This is a genomic window from Pseudomonas sp. LBUM920 (genome assembly GCF_003852315.1).
Classification (GTDB): Bacteria; Pseudomonadota; Gammaproteobacteria; order Pseudomonadales; family Pseudomonadaceae; genus Aquipseudomonas.
Genome location: NZ_CP027762.1, coordinates 933,630 through 953,676, shown reverse-complemented (window position 1 = coordinate 953,676; position 20,047 = coordinate 933,630). Strand labels below are relative to the sequence as shown.

14 protein-coding genes and 1 tRNA gene are annotated in these 20,047 nt (G+C 62.4%); 4 read left to right on the top strand and 11 right to left on the bottom strand.

Annotation, left to right across the window (positions count from 1 at the left end; all coding sequences use genetic code 11):
* Positions 1-11 precede the first annotated feature (11 nt).
* Positions 12-2,537 carry a PepSY domain-containing protein gene (locus C4J83_RS04240; RefSeq protein WP_124416417.1) on the top strand — a complete coding sequence of 842 codons (2,526 nt, stop codon included), beginning with the start codon at positions 12-14 and terminating at the stop codon, positions 2,535-2,537.
* Between the two features lie 133 nt (positions 2,538-2,670).
* Here the strand turns inward: C4J83_RS04240 and C4J83_RS04235 are convergent, their stop codons facing one another.
* The 4 genes from C4J83_RS04235 to ptsP form a co-directional block, all read right to left on the bottom strand.
* Positions 2,671-4,212 carry an alkaline phosphatase D family protein gene (locus tag C4J83_RS04235; RefSeq protein WP_124416416.1) on the bottom strand — a complete coding sequence of 514 codons (1,542 nt, stop codon included), beginning with the start codon at positions 4,210-4,212 and terminating at the stop codon, positions 2,671-2,673.
* Between the two features lie 193 nt (positions 4,213-4,405).
* The gene (locus C4J83_RS04230; protein ID WP_124416415.1) at positions 4,406-6,121 is read right to left on the bottom strand and encodes a PTS fructose-like transporter subunit IIB; all 1,716 of its coding nucleotides are present in this window, start codon (positions 6,119-6,121) and stop codon (positions 4,406-4,408) included.
* A gap of 11 nt (positions 6,122-6,132) precedes the next feature.
* Positions 6,133-7,074, bottom strand: a complete 942-nt coding sequence (gene pfkB, locus C4J83_RS04225; protein WP_119736551.1) for a 1-phosphofructokinase — start codon at positions 7,072-7,074, stop codon at positions 6,133-6,135.
* Complete coding sequence (gene ptsP, locus C4J83_RS04220; RefSeq protein ID WP_124416414.1) at positions 7,075-9,933, bottom strand: phosphoenolpyruvate--protein phosphotransferase; 2,859 nt, start codon at positions 9,931-9,933, stop codon at positions 7,075-7,077. It abuts the gene before it with no gap.
* A gap of 294 nt (positions 9,934-10,227) precedes the next feature.
* Between ptsP and cra the strand changes: the two genes are divergently transcribed.
* Complete coding sequence (cra, locus tag C4J83_RS04215) at positions 10,228-11,223, top strand: catabolite repressor/activator (RefSeq protein ID WP_124416413.1); 996 nt, start codon at positions 10,228-10,230, stop codon at positions 11,221-11,223.
* A 2-nt stretch (positions 11,224-11,225) separates the two neighbouring features.
* Positions 11,226-12,002, top strand: coding sequence for a TatD family hydrolase (locus C4J83_RS04210; protein ID WP_124416412.1), 777 nt, complete (start codon positions 11,226-11,228; stop codon positions 12,000-12,002).
* Here C4J83_RS04210 and C4J83_RS04205 read toward each other — a convergent pair.
* The 5 genes from C4J83_RS04205 to C4J83_RS04185 all read right to left on the bottom strand — a co-directional run bounded on the left by C4J83_RS04205 (position 11,949) and on the right by C4J83_RS04185 (position 18,342).
* Positions 11,949-12,377 carry a hypothetical protein gene (locus C4J83_RS04205; protein WP_124416411.1) on the bottom strand — a complete coding sequence of 143 codons (429 nt, stop codon included), beginning with the start codon at positions 12,375-12,377 and terminating at the stop codon, positions 11,949-11,951. The genes C4J83_RS04210 and C4J83_RS04205 overlap by 54 nt on opposite strands.
* Positions 12,378-12,504: 127 nt before the next feature.
* On the bottom strand, positions 12,505-13,209 hold the full coding sequence (locus tag C4J83_RS31015) for a methyl-accepting chemotaxis protein (protein WP_372239316.1): 705 nt from the start codon (positions 13,207-13,209) through the stop codon (positions 12,505-12,507).
* Between the two features lie 1,518 nt (positions 13,210-14,727).
* Complete coding sequence (gene ampE, locus C4J83_RS04195; RefSeq protein ID WP_106578613.1) at positions 14,728-15,564, bottom strand: regulatory signaling modulator protein AmpE; 837 nt, start codon at positions 15,562-15,564, stop codon at positions 14,728-14,730.
* Positions 15,561-16,124, bottom strand: coding sequence for a 1,6-anhydro-N-acetylmuramyl-L-alanine amidase AmpD (gene ampD / locus C4J83_RS04190; RefSeq protein WP_106578612.1), 564 nt, complete (start codon positions 16,122-16,124; stop codon positions 15,561-15,563). The genes ampE and ampD overlap by 4 nt, the downstream gene beginning before the upstream one ends.
* Positions 16,125-16,185: 61 nt before the next feature.
* Positions 16,186-18,342: a DUF1631 domain-containing protein gene (locus tag C4J83_RS04185; protein WP_124416409.1), complete on the bottom strand. Its 2,157-nt coding sequence runs from the start codon at positions 18,340-18,342 to the stop codon at positions 16,186-16,188.
* Positions 18,343-18,588: 246 nt separating this feature from the next.
* Between C4J83_RS04185 and nadC the strand changes: the two genes are divergently transcribed.
* Positions 18,589-19,437 carry a carboxylating nicotinate-nucleotide diphosphorylase gene (nadC, locus tag C4J83_RS04180; protein ID WP_119736538.1) on the top strand — a complete coding sequence of 283 codons (849 nt, stop codon included), beginning with the start codon at positions 18,589-18,591 and terminating at the stop codon, positions 19,435-19,437.
* A 43-nt stretch (positions 19,438-19,480) separates the two neighbouring features.
* On the opposite strand, the gene C4J83_RS04175 is transcribed toward nadC, so the two are convergent.
* Together C4J83_RS04175 and C4J83_RS04170 are read right to left on the bottom strand one after the other, a co-directional pair.
* Positions 19,481-19,786, bottom strand: coding sequence for a DUF6388 family protein (locus C4J83_RS04175; protein ID WP_106578609.1), 306 nt, complete (start codon positions 19,784-19,786; stop codon positions 19,481-19,483).
* A gap of 153 nt (positions 19,787-19,939) precedes the next feature.
* Positions 19,940-20,012: transfer RNA gene (locus C4J83_RS04170), tRNA-Thr, on the bottom strand.
* Positions 20,013-20,047 lie beyond the last annotated feature (35 nt).

Sequence of the window (20,047 nt, the reverse complement as noted above, 5' to 3'; positions counted from 1 at the left end):
GGCGGTCCGACGTGTTGAAGAAAACCCTGTTCCAGTTGCACTGGTTCTTCGGCATTACCGCCGGGCTGGTGCTGGCATTGATGGGGATCACCGGGGCTGCGGTCTCGTTTCAGGATGAAATTCTGCGCGCGCTCAATCCGACCGTCTTGAGCGTCGAAAAACGCGAAGCCGGCGTGCTGCCGCCTGCCGAACTGGTGCGCAAGCTGGAGGCCACCGAAGGCAAGACCGTGTCGATGCTGTGGGTAGAAAGCGACAGCGGCAACGCCGCGCGCGTGTTCTTCACCGCACCACCGGGCGAGCGGCGTGGCCAGATGCGCTACTTCGACCCGTACACCGGCAACTACATGGGCGACGCCGTCGGCCAGGACGTGTTCGGTTTCATCTTGCAGCTGCACCGCTTCCTGGCGGCTGGCGATACCGGCCGGCAAATCACCGGTGCCTGCACGCTGATCCTGGTGTTCTTCTGCCTGTCGGGCCTGTACCTGCGCTGGCCGCGCCAGGTGGCAAGCTGGCGCGCCTGGCTGACGTTGGACTGGCGCAAAAAGGGCCGCAGTTTCAACTGGGACCTGCACTCGGTGTTCGGCACCTGGTGCCTGCTGTTTTACCTATTGGCCGCGCTCACCGGCCTGTATTGGTCGTATGACTGGTACAACCAGGGCGTAACCAAACTGCTCTCCGACGCCCCGCAAAATGAACGCATGCGCAAGCGCGGCCCGCCGCCCGAAGGCCCGGCGCCCGTGGCCAACTACGACGCGATCTGGAGCAGCATCTACGCCAACGCCGGCCCCGGCTTGAGCGTCTACAACATCCGTATGCCGGCCGTCGCCGGGCAGCCGGCCATTGTGTATTACCTGCTCAAAACATCGCCGCACGACCGCGCGCTGAACCAGATCAACCTTGACCCGGCCACCGGCGAGGTCAAGTCCCATGACCGCTACGCGAGCAAGACCTTCAAGTCGCAGTTGCTCACCAGTGTCTACGCGCTGCACACCGGCAGCTACTTCGGGCTGGTAGGCCGCATCATTCTGACCGTCAGTGCGCTGTGCATGCCGCTGTTCTTTATTACCGGCTGGCTGCTCTACCTCGACCGCCGCCGCAAAAAACGCCAGGTCCGCGATGCCCGCAAAGGCCTCGGCGCCAACCACAGCGACGCCCCGGCGTGGCTGATCGGCTTTGCCAGCCAAAGCGGCTTTGCCGAACAGCTTGCATGGCAGACAGCCGGGCAATTACAGGCCGCCGGCCTGCCGGTGAAGGTGCAGCCGTTGGGCAGTGTCAGCCAGCAAGACCTGTGTGAGTCAGAACATGCACTGTTTGTGGTCAGCACCTTCGGCGACGGCGAAGCGCCCGACAGCGCCCGTGGTTTCGAGCGCAGCGTGCTCGGCCAGGACCTGTCGCTCAAAGGCCTTAACTACTCGGTGCTGGCCCTGGGTGACCGCCAGTACGAACACTTCTGCGGCTTTGCCCGGCGCCTGCATTTCTGGCTGACCCACCAAGGCGGCAACCCGTTGTTCGCGCCTGTGGAAGTCGACAGCGGCGACACCGAAGCGCTGCTGACCTGGCAACAGCAACTGGGCCAGCTCACCGGGCATGCGCCGGCATCCGCCTGGCAGACCGCCCAGTACGAAAACTGGACCCTGACCCGACGCACCCTGCTCAACCGCGACAGCGTCGGCTCGGACATTTACTTGCTCGGCCTCACACCGCCTTCGCCACACACCTGGCTGGCCGGCGACCTGGTGGAAATACTGCCGCGCAATTGCCCGTGGGCCATCGAACACTTCCTTGCCGGCCTGGGCCTGGCCGGCAGCGACGGCGTGTTGATCGACGGCCTTGCGCAAACCCTCAACCAAGCCCTGGCCACCCGCCAACTGCCGGACAACCGCGCGCACTTGGTCGGCCTGCACGCCCAGGCACTGGTGAACGCCCTGGTGCCCCTGGGCATGCGCGAATACTCCATCGCCTCGATTGCCAGCGACGGCGTGCTGGAGTTGATCGTGCGCCAGGAACGTCACCCCGACGGCAGCCTGGGCCTGGGTTCCGGCTGGCTGACCGAACACGCCGCCCTCGGCTCAAGCATCAGCCTGCGCCTGCGTCGCAACAGTGGTTTCCACCTGCCAGATGCGCCAGTGCCGCTGATCCTTTTGGGCAACGGCACCGGCCTTGCCGGCCTGCGCAGCTTGCTCAAGGCACGCATTGCCGCTGGCCAGCAGCGCAATTGGCTGCTGTTTGGCGAGCGCAATATTGCCCACGACTACCTGTGCCGGGACGAGCTGCAAGGCTGGCTGGCCAGCGGTGATCTGGCCCTGCTGGACCTGGCGTTTTCACGCGACCAGCCAGAAAAAATCTACGTACAGGATCGCCTGCGCGAGTCGGCGGACGTGCTGCGTCGATGGCTGGCAGACGGCGCGGCCATTTATGTCTGCGGCAGTTTGCAGGGCATGGCGACGGGCGTGGACCAGGTGCTGCATGAGGTGCTGGGCAGCGAAGCAGTCGAGCGCCTGATCGAGCAAGGGCGCTATCGCCGGGATGTGTACTAAGCCCTCATAAACACCGAGGATCAAAATGTGGGAGCTGGCTTGCCTGCGATGCAGGCACCTCGGTGTATCAGTGACACCAGGGTGATGCAATCGCAGGCAAGCCAGCTCCCACCGTTTTTAAGTGCATTGCAGGTCAGGCCGGCTGCAGTTTTTGCTCAAACACAGAGACCCCATCCAAGTCGCGCAAAATCACCGTCAACTCCGCCGTCTGCCCATCAATCTGCACCTCACCAAAAAACTGAAACCCGGCCAGCGGCGAGGTGTTCTGCGCAGGCGGCGCCTTCTCGAACACCACCTGCGGGCCAAAGGTTTTATCCAACGGGTTGGGTCCAAAACTCCCTGCATTCAAAGGCCCGGCCACAAACTCCCAGAACGGCTCGAAATCCTGAAACGCCGCCCGGTCGGGGTGGTAATGGTGCGCCGCGCAGTAGTGCACATCCGCCGTCAGCCACACATGGTTACGCACCTGCTGGGCACGCAAAAACCCCAACAGTTCGGCAATCTCCAGCTCACGGCCCTGGGCCGGGCCAGGGTCGCCGTTGGCAATCGCTTCCCAACGCGGCACGCCGGGACTGACCTCGCCGTCAGGCACGCCAAGGCCGATGGGCATGTCGGCGGCGATGACCTTCCATTGCGCCGTTGAGGCCTTGAGTTCGTGCTTGAGCCAGTCCAGTTGCTCACGGCCCATGAACGGTTTTTCGCCTCCCAGGTTGTCGTCGTTGGGGCCACGGTAACTGCGCATGTCCAGTACGAACACATCCAGCAACGGGCCGTAACTGAGCTTGCGATAGATTCGCCCGCCGCCGTCGGCGCTTTGCCGACGCATCGGTGAATACTCCAGCCAGGCCTGACGTGCGCGGCCCACCAACGTGTTGATATCCCTGGTCTGATAGCGCTCATCGAGTTGCTTGCTCGGCGACCAGTTATTCACCACCTCGTGATCGTCCCACTGCCAGATCTGCGGCACCTCGGCGTTGAAGCGGCGCACGTTTTCGTCGAGCAGGTTGTAGCGGTAATTGCCGCGGTACTCATCCAGGGTTTCGGCGACTTTGCTCTTGGCTTCGGTGGTGATGTTGCGCCAGATGCGCCCGTCTTCAACGCTCAACTGCGCCGGCACCGGGCCGTCGGCGTAGATGGTGTCGCCGCTGTGAATAAAGAAGTCCGGCAGGCGCAGGCGCATCGCTTCGTAGATGCGCATGCCGCCAATGTCCGGGTTGATACCAAAGCCCTGGCCGACGGTGTCGCCGCTCCACACAAAACGGATGTCACGGCGTTGCTGCGGCACGCTGCGCAGGTGGCCGAACCACGGCTCGCTGGCGACGCCGGTCTGGGCGTCTTCAAAATGCACGCGGTAAAAGATCGCCTGGTCGACCGGTAACCCGGTGAGTTCGACGCGGGCGGTAAAGTCGGTGCGGCTGTCGGCCAGTGGCGAGATGAATTTTCGCGGGTTGCTGAACACGCTGCGGGTGTCCCATTCCACCACCATCTTGGCCGGGCGGTCGCTGCGGCTCCAGATCATCGCGCGGTCGCCCAGCAGGTCGCCGGACTGCACGCCATCGGTGAGTTGCGGCCGGTCCTTGACCGACGCGATCACCGCCGGCGCCAGGCCCGGCAGCAGCAGGCCGGCGCCGACGGCTTGCATCACGCGGCGACGGCCGAGATCGAAGTGGCTCATGCAGGTGCCCTCTTGAGTATCAAAAGGTCAACTAAAGCACGCGGGGATGAAGCGGATGTGACACCGACTCGGCAATTGCGGAGCGCCAAATGTGGGAGCGGGCTTGCTCGCGAAAGCGCAGTGTCAACCAACGACTGCATTGACTGGCACACTGCTTTCGCGAGCAAGCCCGCTCCCACATTTTTGACCGGTGTCAGGCCTTTCCTGCAGCTACGGTGAGTTCCACCGCCTCAGGGCGCTTGATCAGCGCATACACCAACCCAGTCAACAGGCTGCCGGTAACAATCGCCAGCAAGTACAGCAGGGCATGGTTCATCGCATTCGGAATGACCAGCACAAACAGGCCACCATGAGGCGCCGCCAGTTTGCAGCCGAAGTACATCGACAGCGCGCCGGTCAAGGCGCCACCAGCGATGCTGGCCGGGATCACGCGCAGCGGGTCTTTGGCCGCAAACGGAATCGCGCCTTCGGAAATAAAGCACAGCCCCAGAATCATCGCGGCCTTGCCGGCTTCGCGTTCGGTCTGGGCGAACTTGCGCCGCGCCAGGAACGTGGCGATGCCCATGCCAATCGGCGGCACCATGCCTGCGGCCATGGTCGCGGCCATCGGCGCGCCGCTGGAAGCGGCCAGCAAGCCGACGGAAAACGCATACGCCGCCTTGTTGATCGGCCCACCCAAATCGACGCACATCATGCCGCCCAGGAGGATGCCCAGCAGCACCGCATTGGTGGTGCCCATGGTGCTGAGAAAGTCGGTCAGGCTGGTGAGCAGCCGTGCGACCGGCGGGCCGACCAGATAAATCATCGCAAGGCCGGTGAACAAACTCGCCAGCAATGGAATGATCAGGATCGGCTTGAGCGCCTCCAGGCTCTGCGGCAATTTCACCGCGCGGGTGATCAACTTGACGCAATAACCCGCGAGGAAACCGGCGAAAATCCCGCCGATAAACCCCGCGCCCAGCGTGCCCGCGAGCAGGCCGCCAATCATGCCCGGCGCGAGGCCGGGGCGGTCGGCAATCGAGTAGGCGATATAGCCCGCCAGCAGCGGCACCATCAGCATAAAGGCCTGGTCGCCGACGGTTTTGAGTGCCGCCGCCAAGGTGCCTTTTTCTTCAAAGGCATGAATGCCGAACACAAACGACAAGGCGATCAGCAACCCGCCGGCCACCACCATCGGCAACATGAACGACACACCGGTGAGCAGGTGTTTGTACACGCCGGTCTTTTCCGATTTTTTCGCCACCGCGCTGCCGGCCGCACTTTCCACTGTGCCTTCGGCCAAGGCTTTGTTGAGCGTGGCTTCGGACTGTTTGAGGGCAATGCCGGTGCCACAGCGGTAAATCTTCTTGCCGGCGAAGCGCTCGGTGGCCACTTCAATGTCGGCCGCCAGCAACACCACGTCGGCATTGGCGATGGCCTCCGGGCTCAAAGGCGTGCGCGCGCCCACCGAGCCTTGGGTCTCGACCTGCAAGTCGTAGCCCAAGCGCTTGGCGGTTTGCTGCAAGGCTTCGGCAGCCATAAAGGTGTGCGCTACGCCGGTGGGGCAGGCAGTGACCGCGACGATACGCGGCGCGGTGTTGGCTGCCTGCTGCGTCGCCACATAGACCTCAGCCTCTGCGGCGCCGCGACGCAATACTGCGTCTACATCCGCCAACGCCTGGGCCGGCGTGCTCTGGAACACACGCTTGCCGACAAACCGCTGCATCTCCACCGGCGTGCTGCTGACCAGCAACACCCAATCGGCGTCATCGAGCGTGGCCTGGGACAACTGGCGCTCCGGGTGCTGCACGTCCACCACTTCGACGCTGGTGTGCAAGCCCTGGCGCTGCGCGGCAGCGTCCAACAAGCGGGCGCACAGCACACTGGTGACCATGCCGTTCGGGCAGGCGGTAACAATGGCTAACTTCATCACAAACCCTCTTATTGTTCTGTCAGCGCGCGCACATGGACGCCGCTTTCGAGACGCGCCAACTGCGCGTCATCGCTGATGCCAAACCCGATCTGTGTGACGGCCATCGCGGCAATTGCCGTGGCGCGCCGCAAGGTGGTTTGCGGCAGATCAACCCTGAGCAAACCGTGCAGCATCCCGGCCAGCAGCGAATCGCCGGCGCCCACCGTACTGGCGACGCTGACCTTGGGCGGCGTGGCGTGCAGCGCGGTGCCCGGGCTGAACCAGTTCACGCCGTCGGCACCGTGGGACACCACCACATGTTCCACGCCTTGAGCGTGCAACCGCTCGGCGGCCTGGGCCTGTTGCGCGATGGAGTCCGTGGCGCAATCCAAGGCCTCGGCCAACTCTTCAGTGTTGGGCTTGATCAGCCACGGGCCCGCCTGCAAACCGGCGCGCAAGGCTTCGCCGCTGGTGTCGAGGGCGACTTTCAAACCGAGGCTTTTCAGGTGTACCAGCAAGCCCTGAAACCACTGCGCGCTGATGCCGCGCGGCAAACTGCCGGCAACCACCACCGCGTCGTGCCCCGGCGCAATCAGCGTCAGTTGATTGAGCAACGCCTGCTGGGCCTGCTCACTGACCTGCGGCCCCGGCGCATTGACGTCGGTGACCCGGCCGTCCTGCTCGGCGATCTTGATGTTGCTGCGGGTTTCGCCCGGTACGCGAATAAACGCGTCGGCAAAACCACGCCGGGCAATCAACGCCTCGAAGGCTTGCGGATTGTCCTCACCGAGAAAGCCGCCGACGGTGACGTGATGACCAAGGTCCGCCAACACTTGGGCGACATTCACACCTTTGCCGGCGGCATGGGTCAGCAGGGTTTCGCTGCGGTTGACCGCCCCCGGCTCCAGGCGTGCCAGGCGTACCGTAAGGTCCAACGCCGGGTTCAGCGTCAGGGTCAGAATCTTTGCCATTTACACGGCCTCCACTAGGGCTCGCACTTGCGCGGGCGAACCCACCGCAAGGGCTTTTTGCGCCAGGCTCTGGGCCTCGCTCAGACTGAATTCGCGTACCCGCGCCTTCACTTCAGGAATGCTGCGGGCCGACACGCTCAACTCATCCACTCCCAGCCCGATCAGCACCGGCACTGCCAGCGGGTCCGCCGCCAATTCGCCGCACACGCCGACCCACTTGCCATGGGCGTGGGCAGCACGCACGGTGATATCGATCAATTGCAACACCGCCGGGTGCAGGCCGTCGGCCTGGGCCGACAGCGTCGGATGGCCGCGATCGATAGCCAGCGTGTACTGGGTCAGGTCGTTGGTGCCGACGCTGAAAAAGTCGACTTCCTTGGCGAGTACCGGCGCGAGCAAGGCGGCGGACGGCACTTCGATCATGATGCCCAGCTGCAAGTCGGCGACCGGGATTTCCAGGCGCAGGCGCTCGGTCATGTCCCGGGCCGCGCGCCATTCATCGACGCTGCCGACCATGGGGAACATGATGCGCAGCGGTCGGTTGTCCGCCGAGCGCAGCAGCGCACGCAATTGCGCTTCCATGATCTGTGGGCGCTGCAAGGTCAGGCGAATACCGCGCACACCGAGGAAGGGGTTTTCTTCCTGGGCGATGGGCCAATACGGCAGCGGTTTATCACCCCCAACATCTAGGGTGCGCACCACCAGCGGGCGGCCGCCCAGGCCGTCGAGTACGCGGCGGTATTCGGCCTCCTGAGTGGCTTCATCCGGCGCTTGTGGGTGAGCCATGAAAATCAGCTCGGTACGCAGCAGGCCGATGCCTTCGGCGCCCTGCTCCACCGCGCCGGCAACACCGGCGCTCTCGCCGATATTGGCGAACACTTCCACGGCATGACCGTCACGGGTCAACGCCGGTTCGTGGCGCTGCGCCGAAGCCGCTTGCAGGCGCTGCTCGCGGGTGTCGCGCTCAACGCCGGCGCGTTGCAAGGTGGTGGCATCGGGGTCGACATGCAAGCGACCGCGCTGGCCATCGAGCAACAATGGCGTGCCGGACGCGAGCAGCAACACCGCCGCGCCCGCGCCTACCAAGGCGGGAATGCCCAGGGCCCGCGCGACGATGGCGCTGTGCGCCGTGGCGCCGCCACGCGCGGTGAGAATGCCGGCGACACGGGCCGGGTCCAGACGCGCGACGTCGGAGGGGCCGACTTCGTCCATCACTAAAATGTAGGGTTCGCTCGGCTCCTGGGCGGTTTCGACGCCGCACAATTGCGCCAGCACCCGACGGCCGATGTCGCGCAGGTCGGCGGCACGCTCGGCGAGCAAGGCATCCTGCAGCGACTCCTGCTGTTTGGCGGCGGCCTCGATCACGCTCATCCACGCCGCTTCGGCGCTCTCGCCCTGCTTGAGGCGGGTGTCGACTTCGTCGGTCAGTTCCGGGTCGTCGAGCATTTCCTGGTGGGTGATGAAGATCTCGCGGATGGCTTTGGCCTGGCTGCGTTCGATCAGGCCCTGGATATCGCGGCGCACATCGGCCAGGGCGCTCTGCAGGCGCTGGCGCTCAACGGCCGAGGACTCGCCGCGAAGGGGGTAATCGAAGACGTGCTGAATCTGGATATGTGCAGGCCCGATGGCGATGCCCGGCGCGGCAGCGATGGCCTGGATCTGGCTGCCGGCTGCGGGCGCGCTGATGGCCGGTTCGCTGTCGACGGTGGCGGGCTGGGCACTTACGGTCGGCAGTGGCTCGACCTCTTCGCCCAGACCCTCTTCTACCGCCGCGAGCAACGCAGGCAATGCATCGCCGGCAATTGTCGGTTCAGCGACAAACTCCAGCACCTGGCCGCGACGGGCGCCAAGGCTCAGCAACTTGCTCAAACTTTTCACCGACACGGCGCCCACCGGGCCATCCACCAGGCGCACGCGAATGTCGCCGTCAAAACCTTTCGCCAATTGCGCGAGGATCTTCGCCGGCCGCGCATGCAAGCCATGGGCGTTGGCCAGGGTGACGCGCACGCTGGGCCAGTCAGGCGGCAGTTCGCCGCCGAGCACTTCGAGCACCGCGCGGCTGCTGGTGGCACGGCCGAGTTCCTGGCCGCGCCCTTCAATGAGCAACGCACACAGGCGTTCGAGCAAACTCTGGTGCGCTTCGCCGAGGCTGGCCAGGCAAAACAAACCGTTGAGCGGCTGGCCGAGGTAACGCATGGGTTTGTCCGGCGTGACGAACGCAAGGCCCGGACGCTTGACCGTCTGCTCGCTGTGCAACCACCACAGGCCATCGCCCAGCGGCAACGCGTCGACCTGCTGCAACACGGCAGCAAAACCATTGCTCACGCAATCAGCCTGGCGCAGCAGACGCGCGCCTCGCCAGACAAGCTCCTCGAAGTCATCGGCGGACACGCCAAGGCTGATCATTTGCGCGTCCAGCGCCAGTTCCTGCGGCGCGCCTTGCAGCAGCTTCAGCAAGGCGTCAGCCGAACCGGCACGGCGCAGCGCCTGGCCCAGATCGGTTTCACCGAGGGCGCGGGTCAGCAATTGCAGCAAACGCAGGTGTTCATCGGATTTGGCGGCAATGCCGATGGCCAGGTAGACGATCTGGCCATCACCCCAGTCCACCCCTTCGGGGAACTGCAGCAGGCGCACGCCGGTGGAAAAAACCTGGTCGCGGGTTTCGGGGGTGCCGTGAGGGATGGCAATGCCTTGGCCGAGAAAGGTCGAGCCTTGGGCTTCACGCGCTTGCAAGCCACTGAGGTAACCCTCGGCGACCAGGCCGTCGGCCACCAGTTTGTCAGCGAGCAGGTGCAAGGCAGCAGATTTATCCACAGCCACCTGGCCCATGGATATCTGCTCTACAGTGAGCTCAAGCATGCCGTTCTCCTAGTTAGTGCGGTGGGCGCACTAGGTATTGTTTTGAATAAATCAGCGGGGCTGCGTTCAAAAATAGCTGACTGAGTGGTCAATTGGCAGTAGCCACTCAGTCACGAACGTCGTAAAAATACGCTGGCTGAAACGTTTAATCTAGAATTTATGGCAGATTACGCGCTAATTATGCAAGCTTGAAGCGCCACTCGGCGCTTGAGCTCAGCCAATAGTCGTGTGCAGTAATCGGTTACGATTGGACAAAATGTCGGGGCAAGCTCTAAAAAACAAGGAAATCCCGGTTTGAAACTCAGTGATATCGCACGTCTGGCCGGTGTGTCCGTGACCACCGCAAGCTACGTCATCAATGACAAGGCCGCGCAACAACGCATCAGCAGCGCAACCGTCGAACGGGTGCGCGCGGTGGTTGAAGCCCATGGCTTTACCCCAAACCCTCAGGCGGCCGGGCTGCGCAGTCGGCACACGCGCACCTTGGGCTTTATCCTGCCGGACCTGGAAAACCCCAGTTACGCACGGATCGCCAAATTGTTGGAACAAGGCGCACGGGCACGCGGCTATCAGTTGCTGATCGCCAGCTCCGACGATGAGGCCGAGAGCGAGCGCCAATTGCTGCAGCTGTTCCGCGCGCGGCGCTGCGATGCGCTGTTTGTGGCCAGTTGCCTGCCGGCCAGCGATGACAGCTACCGTGAGCTGCAAGCCAAAGGCCTGCCAGTGATTGCGATCGACCGGGTGATGGAAACGGAGCAGTTTTGCTCGGTGGTCAGTGATGACCGCCAGGCCTGCCAGCAGTTGACCAGCAGCCTGCTGCAACCGTTGCCCAAACAGATCGTATTGATCGGTGCGCGTCCCGAGCTGGGCATCAGCCAGGAGCGCGCCGCCGGTTTTCATGAAGCGCTGCAAGGCTTCACGGGTGAGGTCATCGTCGAACAGGGCGAGGCCTTCAGCCGAGATTGTGGCCGACAGCTGATGGAGCAACTTCTGCAACAACTGGGGCATTTGCCTGACGCGCTGGTGACCACTTCATACGTGCTGCTGCAAGGTGTGTTCGACGCGCTGCACGACTTCCCGCTCAAATCCCGGCCGCTGCGCCTGGGCACTTTTGGTGACACCCAGTTGCTGGACTTTCTGCCGCTGCCGGTCAACGCCATGGCCCAGCAACATCAGCTGATTGCCGACACCGCCCTGCGCCTGGCGTTGGCCGCCATCGAGGAAGAACAGTACCAACCGGGCGTGCACGCCATCGGCCGGACCTTCAAGCAGCGTATTCACGAGGCTTGAGCGTGGAGCTGATCGACACCCATACCCACCTGGATTTCCCGGACTTCGACCATGATCGCCGGCAAGTCCTCGCCCACAGCCGCCAACTCGGCGTGCAGCGCATGGTGGTGTTGGGCGTGTATCAGCAAAACTGGCAACGGCTGTGGGACCTGGTGCAGGAAGACGAAGGCTTGTTCGCCGCCTTTGGCCTGCACCCGGTGTACCTCGATGAGCATCGCCCCGCCGACCTGACAGAGCTGGGCGACTGGCTGACGCGCTTGAAGGGCCACCGGCAACTGTGCGCCGTCGGTGAAATCGGCCTGGATTACTTTCTCCAACAGCTGGACCGCGAGCGCCAGCAGCGTCTGTTTGAAGCGCAGCTGAAACTGGCAGTGGACTTCCAGCTCCCGGCCTTGCTGCACGTGCGCCGCAGCCACGCAGCGGTGATCGCTACCCTCAAGCGCATTCGCCTGCCACGCGGTGGCATCATCCATGCGTTTGCCGGCAGTTTTGAGGAAGCCCGCGAGTACATCAAGCTGGGTTTCAAACTCGGCCTGGGCGGTGCCGCCACGTGGCCGCAGGCGCTGCGCATGCACAAAGTACTCGCGCGATTGCCCCTAGACGCGGTGGTGCTGGAAACCGACTCGCCCGACATGGCGCCCGCCATGTACCCAGGCCAGCGCAACAGCCCGCAACACCTGCCGGACATCTGCGCCGACTTGGCCGAACGCATGGCGATCAGCCCATTACTGCTGGCCGAGACGAGCGCACGCAATGCGCGCGAGCTGTTCAACTGGTAGCGGTTTGACCGCCTGCAAGTTCAATGTCAGCCGTTGCCGATGGCGGGCGTAACGCAACACGAGAAAGTGCATCAGCACCGCCACCAGCGAAACGTTGAGTTGCCCTACAACGCTGAGCAACCCGACCCACTCAGCCACCAGCGCCACAATCAGCACCGAGCAGGTCAATACCACCATGCTCGGGGCCACCATGGCCCAGTGGTCCAGCGCCTTGAACTGGCGCAACTGCCTGGGGCATATCAACTGCAGGGTACGTTGGCAATAGGGGCATTCGAAGGGCTCGTGGATGGCAATCGCATTCACTTGCCAGGGCTTGAGTTCAAACGTGATGTCGCAATGGGCGCAATGCCCTTTGATCCCCATGGCAGTGGCCATCGCTGTGCCTCCCTTGAACCGTGACGGGTTGAAACAAATTCTCACCCATTCAGGCATTCAAAAAAGGCATACAGAGAAATCAGGACGGGCACCACGGCCCACAAAGGCCAAGTCCTACGCGCCTGCCCTACACACGAAACGCGCCGATCAATTGCTTCAACTGGACGACTTGCACCGACAGCAGCCGACTGGCCGTTTCGGTCTGATGCGCGCCCTCGGCGGCATGCTCGCCCGCACGATTGATGGCAACGATGTTCTGGTCGATATCGTGGGCAACGGCGGTTTGCTGCTCCACGGCCGCGGCAATCTGCTGGTTCTGATCGACGATCATACCGACGGCGCCCAGGATATTTTCCAGGGCTTGCTGGACCTTTTCCGACTGCCCCACGGTGCCATTGGCCATGGCATGGCTGGTGCCCATGGCCTTGACGGCCGCGCCGACACCGCTATGCAGTCGGCTGATCATCTGTTCGATTTCTTCAGTGGACTGCTGGGTGCGTCGGGCCAGGGTGCGCACCTCGTCGGCCACCACGGCAAAACCGCGGCCCTGCTCGCCGGCGCGCGCCGCCTCAATAGCGGCATTCAGCGCCAGCAGGTTGGTTTGTTCGGCGATGCTCTTGATCACCTCGAGCACGCCACTGATCGACTGGCTGTCGGTGGCCAATTGGTTGATGACCTGCACTGACGCCTCTATCTCTGACGCCAGGCTCGCGATGCTGCCCTGCTGGGATTGCACCAGGCCCCGGCCGCTGACGGTTTCGTCGTTGACGCTGTGGGCACTGCTGACCGCCGCCGCCGCACTGCGCGCCACTTCCTGGGCGGTGGACGACATCTGGTTCATGGCCGTCGCCACCTGCTCGATCTGGCTGCGCTGCCCGGAAACCGCCTGGTTGCTGTGGGCCGACACGGCTTGCACTTGACCGGCTTGCCACTCGACCTGGCAGACGGTGTGACCGACGCGCTCGATCAAGTCATGAATCCTGGCCACCGTGCCGTTGAATACCTGGCCCAACTCCCCGAGTTCGTCGCGGCTGTGGGCAACAAAGCTGACGGTCATGTCGCCGCCCGCGACCTTGTCCATCATCGCCCCCAGGCGACGCAACGTGGTGCGGGTCGACGCATAGAAACCGGCATACAAATAAAAGATCAGCACAAACACCGCCACCAGCGCCGAGATCAGCACCACCATGTGCGTGCGTTTTTGAGCCAGACGCTGCTCAAGTTGCCGTTCGAGAAACGTCAGGGTCGCTTCATTGAGTTGGTAGGTTTGAGCCATCAACTGGCTGACGCTTTCATAAAAACCCTGCCACGGCGCATCGAGGGTTTCGGCCATCACCACCTGCTCTTCAAACAACTCGCTGCCGTGCTTGAGACTCGCGCTGCTGGCCGTCGCCAGCGGGTCGAGCGCCGTATGCGCGGCGGTGCTGGCGCCCAGTGCGTCCTGCAACTTCAGGGCGTACTCGGCCTGGAGTTTTTCCAGTTGCTGCAGCAGTTCATCAAAGCGCGTACTGGACGATGAATTCAGAAACCCCTGGCCCAAGGAGTACGCGCCCATGGCCCGCCCTTCACCCAGGGTTTGGGTGACTTGCGGGGTAACGCTGGTGACCAGCTCGCTGAGTTGGCGCAAATCGCCCTGAGGGTCACGGCTCAAGCCGGACTGGCTGGCGATGATCTGGCTGAGCATCTGGGCCTTGTTGAGCAATTTGCCAATCAGCGCGCTTTTGCTCAGCAGCGAGGTTTCCTGTTGCTGAGCCTTGAATACGGCGATCATCTCGTCGCGCTTGCCATCAAAAACACGCGTGTGTTCAGGGTCGCCGGTCATCGCGCTGAGGCCTTGCAGGCGGCTCAACACGCTCTGTTCCAATGCACTGATCTTGCCCTCCAGATCACCGGCCTTGCCGGACTGCCCCAGCACCGCGTTGATCTGCACCTGGTTATTGAGGGTTTCCAGGTCACGGCGCAGCGCCAGGCTGCGGCCGAGCAGATCGAGGCTTTGCAGTTCGATGCGAGTGCCCTGCCATTGCGACCAGGAATCACGCACCAGGAAATAGTTGGTGGCCAGCATCGGCAGCAGGAACAGCACGCTGATCAGGTTGAATTTCATGCCGAAACTCAGGCGGTTCATCAGCGCGACGGCGGGATAGAGCAAGCTCTTCACAGGTGAACTCCCTTTCTATTATTTTTATTGAGGCGCAGGGGCGCAGCGGCAGATAGCCACTATTTGGCGCTCTGCCTGTATAGCTCAATTTGAAAGGGAGTTTTGTAACGTAAGGTTAACGAGCTGTGGTGAGCGGTTTTTTGTGGCGTGGCTACAAAGTCCCTCGCCACAAAAACCCGGTCGTCTGGCCAGCTACGGCAGTACGGTCCAGATCGCAAACCCGGCATACCACAGCACCGCCGCGCGCAGCAGCAGTTCCCACAGCCGATCCAGGCTGTTGATACCCTCAGGCCCCACCACGGGCGGTGGGATTTCAGCCGCCGCCAGGCCGACTTTTTCTACCAGTTGTGCAGCGCTGATGTCCCAGCTCAACAACTCATGCAACATCACGCGCCCGACCGCGACAAAGTTACCCACCAGGGCAAAACTTGCCGCCAGAAGGCGCACCGGCACCCAGTCAAACGCGTGACGCAATTGCCCGGCACGCTCGGCGACTTGCGGGTTCTGGCTGTATTCGCTGGCCAATGCCAATAGGCGATACGCCAACGCCGCCACCGGCCCCAACAGGAAGTACCAGAAGATCACTGCAAAAAAGCTTTGGTAGGCCTGCCATAGCAAATGGCCTTGAACGCGCTCCAGCAGTTGCTCGCCATTGTCAGCCACCACCTTCAGGTCTCGTTCGGCCACATGCTCGGCGGCCTGCAGGTCACCGCGTCGCCATGCATCGCGAAATGGCCCAAGCCCAGCCAGCAGATCGCCGCGCCCAAGGCTGTAAATCACCACCAGCAGATGCACCGGCAGCGCCAGCAGGCCATAAGCCACTGGTTCCAGCACCAACAGCAACAACGCCAGCAAGGCCACCGGCAGTAACACCAGCAGGACAAGAATCAGCCAGGGCCGCTTCCCCATACGCGGGCTGGATTCCAGCTTGGCCAGCTCACGCAACCATCCACCGTCGCGTTGTAACCGCTGACGCAAGGCCGAGAACTTCTCGATCCAGACCGCCAACACCAACACCAGGAAACTCATCGTGCGTGTCCTCCATCCTGCAGGGCGCTGCGAAAGCGCGTCCAATCAAAAGCCGGGCCCGGGTCGGTCTTGCGACCCGGTGCGATATCACTGTGACCACAAATACGCTGCCGGGTGATGTCTGGATAAGCCGCCAGCAGCTGTCGTGTGAGGTCAATCAGCGAAACATACTGAGCCTCGGTAAACGGTAGCTCGTCCGTCCCTTCCAGCTCGATTCCCAGGGAAAAGTCATTACACACCTCGCGCCCCTCGAAGCTCGATATCCCGGCATGCCAGGCGCGGTCCAGGCACGACACAAATTGCGTCACGCTGCCGTCGCGCTCAATCAGAAAATGCGCAGACACCCGTAGGTCGGCAATGCCTTCAAAGTAAGGATGTTGCGTGACATCCAGGCGATTCTGGAAAAACTCATGCACCTTGCCGGTGGCAAACTGTGCCGGTGGCAGGCTGATGTTATGCACCACCAACAGTGAGATCTCGCCGGCGGGGCGCTCGTTGAAGTTGGGCGAAGGGCAATGGCGAATGCCCTGGCACCAACCGCTGGTGGGGTCCAACTGCATACGGGTTCCTTGATTGAGACGAGGTGTTACCAGTATGCCGCGTTCAGGCCTGCGGTTGCGATCACTTGCCGCGATTGAGTTGACGCAGGTTGCCCACCACGCACGCCAGCGCGCGGTCGAACAGCAGCCCGTCGTCCAGGGTACGCAGGGCTCCGCGCTTGAACGCCATGGCCAACTGGTCGGCACTTTTCTCCAGGACTTTGAGCCCGGTACGGCTGACAAAAATGTAGCTGTTGGCCGGCGCCATGATCGCCGTCAACTTGCAGCGCAACGCTGTGGTTTCGTCCTGCTGGAACTCAAACCAGCCACCAACGCGCAGCTGGTGAGCCTTGAGCAGGTCCGGGTCATCGCTCGGCAAGGGTTGCAGTGAATCAGGCAACCCGACACTGAACGAAAACGGCTCACGCACTTTGATCAGCGCGTCGATGCATTCGCCTTCGGCAGACTGAACATGCATGGCTTGCAACTGAACAAAAAACTCACGGGTGCTGAAAGGGTCGAACGCCGCGCTGGTCAAGCCGTTGCGCAACGCCGTGAGCAGCCCGGGCAGTTGCTCCAGCAGGTGCCGGCCGGCCTCGGTGCCTGTCTGCAGGCCCACACTCCAGATCAACTCGTCCATGGTCCGCACGCCCGCCTGCCACTGCACCGATTGTTCGCCGTGCTTGAGGCTGGCCAACAACAGCACCTGGCTCCACGCCTGTTGCAGAAAGCGCACCACCGATTGCGGCAAGACCTTGCCGAGCAAGCGCCGATTGAGCAGATCGGCCACACGTTCACGTGCGGCGTGCGTGCGTATGCGCCCCTCTTCGGCTTCACGGGTGTGTTGTTCCAGCAACGCGCTACGGCGTTGTTCATCCGAGGTGAACGCCGTGAACTGCGCCAGCAGTTGGGAAAAAATCGTCAGGTCTTCGACGAAGTCATTCAACAAACACTGCACCACTTGCTCAATATGCAGGTACAGGCTGTCGCGCTGATAGCCATCGTGCGGGCTCCAGCCCATGGCAGCCGAGGCGATTTCATTAAGCAGTCGACGTGCCGGGTGGCTGGCGCGGCTGAAGAGGCTCTTGTCCAGCACCGCCACTTTCAACATCGGAATCTGCAAGCGCGCGATCAAGCCCTTGAACGCATCAGGCACGGTGCGATCGTTGAGGATGAACTCGAAGAGCAAGGCGACCAGATTGATCACATCTTCATCGGCGCCTTCCACCACACGCGACTTGCCACTCTTGACGCTGACGCGGGTCAACAGTTGTTCAAGCTGGTTACGCAGGTCGAAATCGTCTTCGGCCTCAGGTTCTGGCACATATTGTTGCAAGTGCGAGAGCAGGCGCAGCAGGTCGCGCGAGGCAATGGGTTGCGGTTCGGCGCAGGCTTCCAGGGTAGGCGCCACGCTGCCACGCACCGCCGCCAACAAAACCTGCAGGGCGGCGAAGGCTTGCTGGCCGTTCTCATCCTGGGGCGGGTCGATGGTTGGCGGGTTGCCTTCACGCTGCTGGTCACGGGCGGCACGCCCACCAGGCCGACGCGAGGGCACCGCCTTGAGTTCGGGCAAAACCCCGGTGGCGACCAGCAACTGATTGGCTTCGCCGAACAATTGGTCGGCGTCACTGAGCACGTACTTTTCAAACAGTTTGAGCATGATCAGCTTGACGCGAATCTCTACGCCCAGGCTGCGCCCCGCGCGCAAAAAGAACTCGCACAGCAGCGCCGGACCCAACGGGTTGTCGCGCTCGCTCAGAGGCTTGCCAAGCAATGCACTCAAGCGCGCGGTCAGTTGGCCCAGCGCCAGGCCATCGCGATGTCGCACCCGGCCGAGCATGGCCTCCAGCGCAACGGCCTTTTCCAATTCGTCGCTGGACGTGCCGCGCGCCGCCTCATACGACACCACCGGCACCAAATGCGGCTCGCCTGGCTCTGCGTGGCCCAGACTGGCGAAAGCGGCAAACAGCTGCTCCATGAACACGCGTTCAAAATTTTTGCGCTTTAGGCGCAAGTCACGCATCGCTTCAAAGAAGATGTGATGGTCAACGTTACTGCGAGCCTTGTCGGCCATTTCGAACAGCGTGTCATCGGCGTTATCGAACAGTTCCTGCAGACCTTGCTGCAACTGTTGGGCAGCCTTGTCGCGAACCTGCAGCAACACCACCGGCAGGCGCGCAAGCGGCGATGGCGTGGCGTGCGCCTTGTTGATTGGCACCACCTTTCCGTCAATGTGCATCCTGGCCTCCTGAAACGGCGGTGTTGGGGTGGGGAACGATCAGCTACAGGCCCCGATGGGGGCTGCGAAAACCGGTTATCACCAGGACGTCAAAGCTATGACGCCAATTGCAAGGCGCAGGATTATCTTGCAAATGAGGGTAGTTGCGCCAGCAAACTCTGCCTTTGCTGTGTAAATGAGTGTTGAGTATGGGTTCACAGCCGCGCTGCCCCTATAATCCGAGGCACTTTGTTTGTGGAGCCTGTTATGCCGAATCTCCGTCTTGCCGACCTCACCGCCGAAATCGAAGCCAACGTGCGCCGTGCACTGCTGGAAGATATCGGCAGCGGCGACATCACTGCGCAATTGATTCCGGCCGAACGGCTGGCGAAGGCTACGATCATCACCCGCGACGCGGCCGTCATCGCCGGTACGGCCTGGGTCGATGCAGTGTTCCGCCAGCTCGATCCGCGGGTCGCGGTGCATTGGCAGGTTGCCGACGGTGAGCGTGTCAGTCCCAACCAGGCGCTGTTCCACCTTGAGGGCCCTGCCCGCTCACTGCTCAGCGGCGAACGCTGCGCGTTGAATTTTCTGCAGATGCTGTCAGGCGTTGCCACGCGCGCTCAGTACCTGGCGGATTTCGTCGCCACGACTCAGGTCAAACTGCTGGACACCCGCAAAACCCTGCCGGGCCTGCGCCTGGCGCAGAAATACGCGGTGACCTGCGGCGGTTGTCATAACCACCGCATCGGGTTGTATGACGCATTCCTGATCAAGGAAAACCATATCGCGGCGTGCGGCGGGATTGCGCAGGCGATTGCCGCCGCGCACAAGATCGCGCCGGGCAAGCCGGTGGAAATCGAAGTGGAAAGCCTGCTGGAACTGCGCGAAGCGCTGGCGGCGGGCGCCGACATCATCATGCTCGACGAATTGAGCCTGGATGACATGCGTGAGGCCGTGCGCCTGAATGCGGGCAAGGCCAAGCTGGAGGCCAGCGGCGGGATCAATGAAACCACGCTGCTGCCCATCGCCCAAACCGGAGTGGACTACATCTCCATCGGCGCAATGACCAAGGATGTGAAGGCGGTGGACTTGTCGATGCGGCTGAGCATCTGACGCTTTAATGCAAGCGCCGGCAAGCCGGCGCCTGCACAGTGTTTCAGATCGCGAGATTGTTCATCCCGCAATACTCGTTCCAGTCGACACCCAGCACCTCGGCGGCCTCCTTGTGCAAGGCCAGACGTGCGGCCTCGAACTCTTCCGGCGTCGAGGTGTACTTGAGGGTCAATTCCCATGGCTGCAGGCCCTGGGCCTCGGCCTCATCCTCAAATGACCATTGGATCTGGTCCCTTTGATCATCGGCGCTCAGGTCCTTGATCTCATCCAGCAGTTCCGGCGACTCCGCAACGTACTTTTTGAGGGCTGCTTCGTGCCGCGCTTCCTGGGTCATTTCTGGTGTGGTCATGTTGTTCTCTTAGATCGAGGAATGGGGATGCATCTGGGTCATCAAGGTTGCGCAGATACGAAAGAGCAAGCATGAATGCCGGCTCGTCTGGCCTTCAGAACCATTCTGGGATCATCTGAAAACAGTGTTGCCTTTTAAAACAGTGTTGCCTTGTGCCCGAGACAGGAATCGAACCTGCGACCTTCGCGTTACGAGTGCGCTGCTCTACCGGCTGAGCTACACGGGCGGTGGGCTAAAGCTAGCACCGCATTGGGCAGGCGG

Coding starts and splice junctions, on each gene's coding strand:
- C4J83_RS04235 (WP_124416416.1), bottom strand. CDS start 4,212: ATGAGCCACTTCGATCTCGGCCGTCGCCGCGTGATGCAAGCCGTCGGC.
- C4J83_RS04230 (WP_124416415.1), bottom strand. CDS start 6,121: ATGAAGTTAGCCATTGTTACCGCCTGCCCGAACGGCATGGTCACCAGT.
- pfkB (WP_119736551.1), bottom strand. CDS start 7,074: ATGGCAAAGATTCTGACCCTGACGCTGAACCCGGCGTTGGACCTTACG.
- ptsP (WP_124416414.1), bottom strand. CDS start 9,933: ATGCTTGAGCTCACTGTAGAGCAGATATCCATGGGCCAGGTGGCTGTG.
- C4J83_RS04205 (WP_124416411.1), bottom strand. CDS start 12,377: ATGGCCACTGCCATGGGGATCAAAGGGCATTGCGCCCATTGCGACATC.
- C4J83_RS31015 (WP_372239316.1), bottom strand. CDS start 13,209: ATGTCGTCCACCGCCCAGGAAGTGGCGCGCAGTGCGGCGGCGGCGGTC.
- ampE (WP_106578613.1), bottom strand. CDS start 15,564: ATGAGTTTCCTGGTGTTGGTGTTGGCGGTCTGGATCGAGAAGTTCTCG.
- ampD (WP_106578612.1), bottom strand. CDS start 16,124: ATGCAGTTGGACCCCACCAGCGGTTGGTGCCAGGGCATTCGCCATTGC.
- C4J83_RS04185 (WP_124416409.1), bottom strand. CDS start 18,342: ATGCACATTGACGGAAAGGTGGTGCCAATCAACAAGGCGCACGCCACG.
- nadC (WP_119736538.1), top strand. CDS start 18,589: ATGCCGAATCTCCGTCTTGCCGACCTCACCGCCGAAATCGAAGCCAAC.
- C4J83_RS04175 (WP_106578609.1), bottom strand. CDS start 19,786: ATGACCACACCAGAAATGACCCAGGAAGCGCGGCACGAAGCAGCCCTC.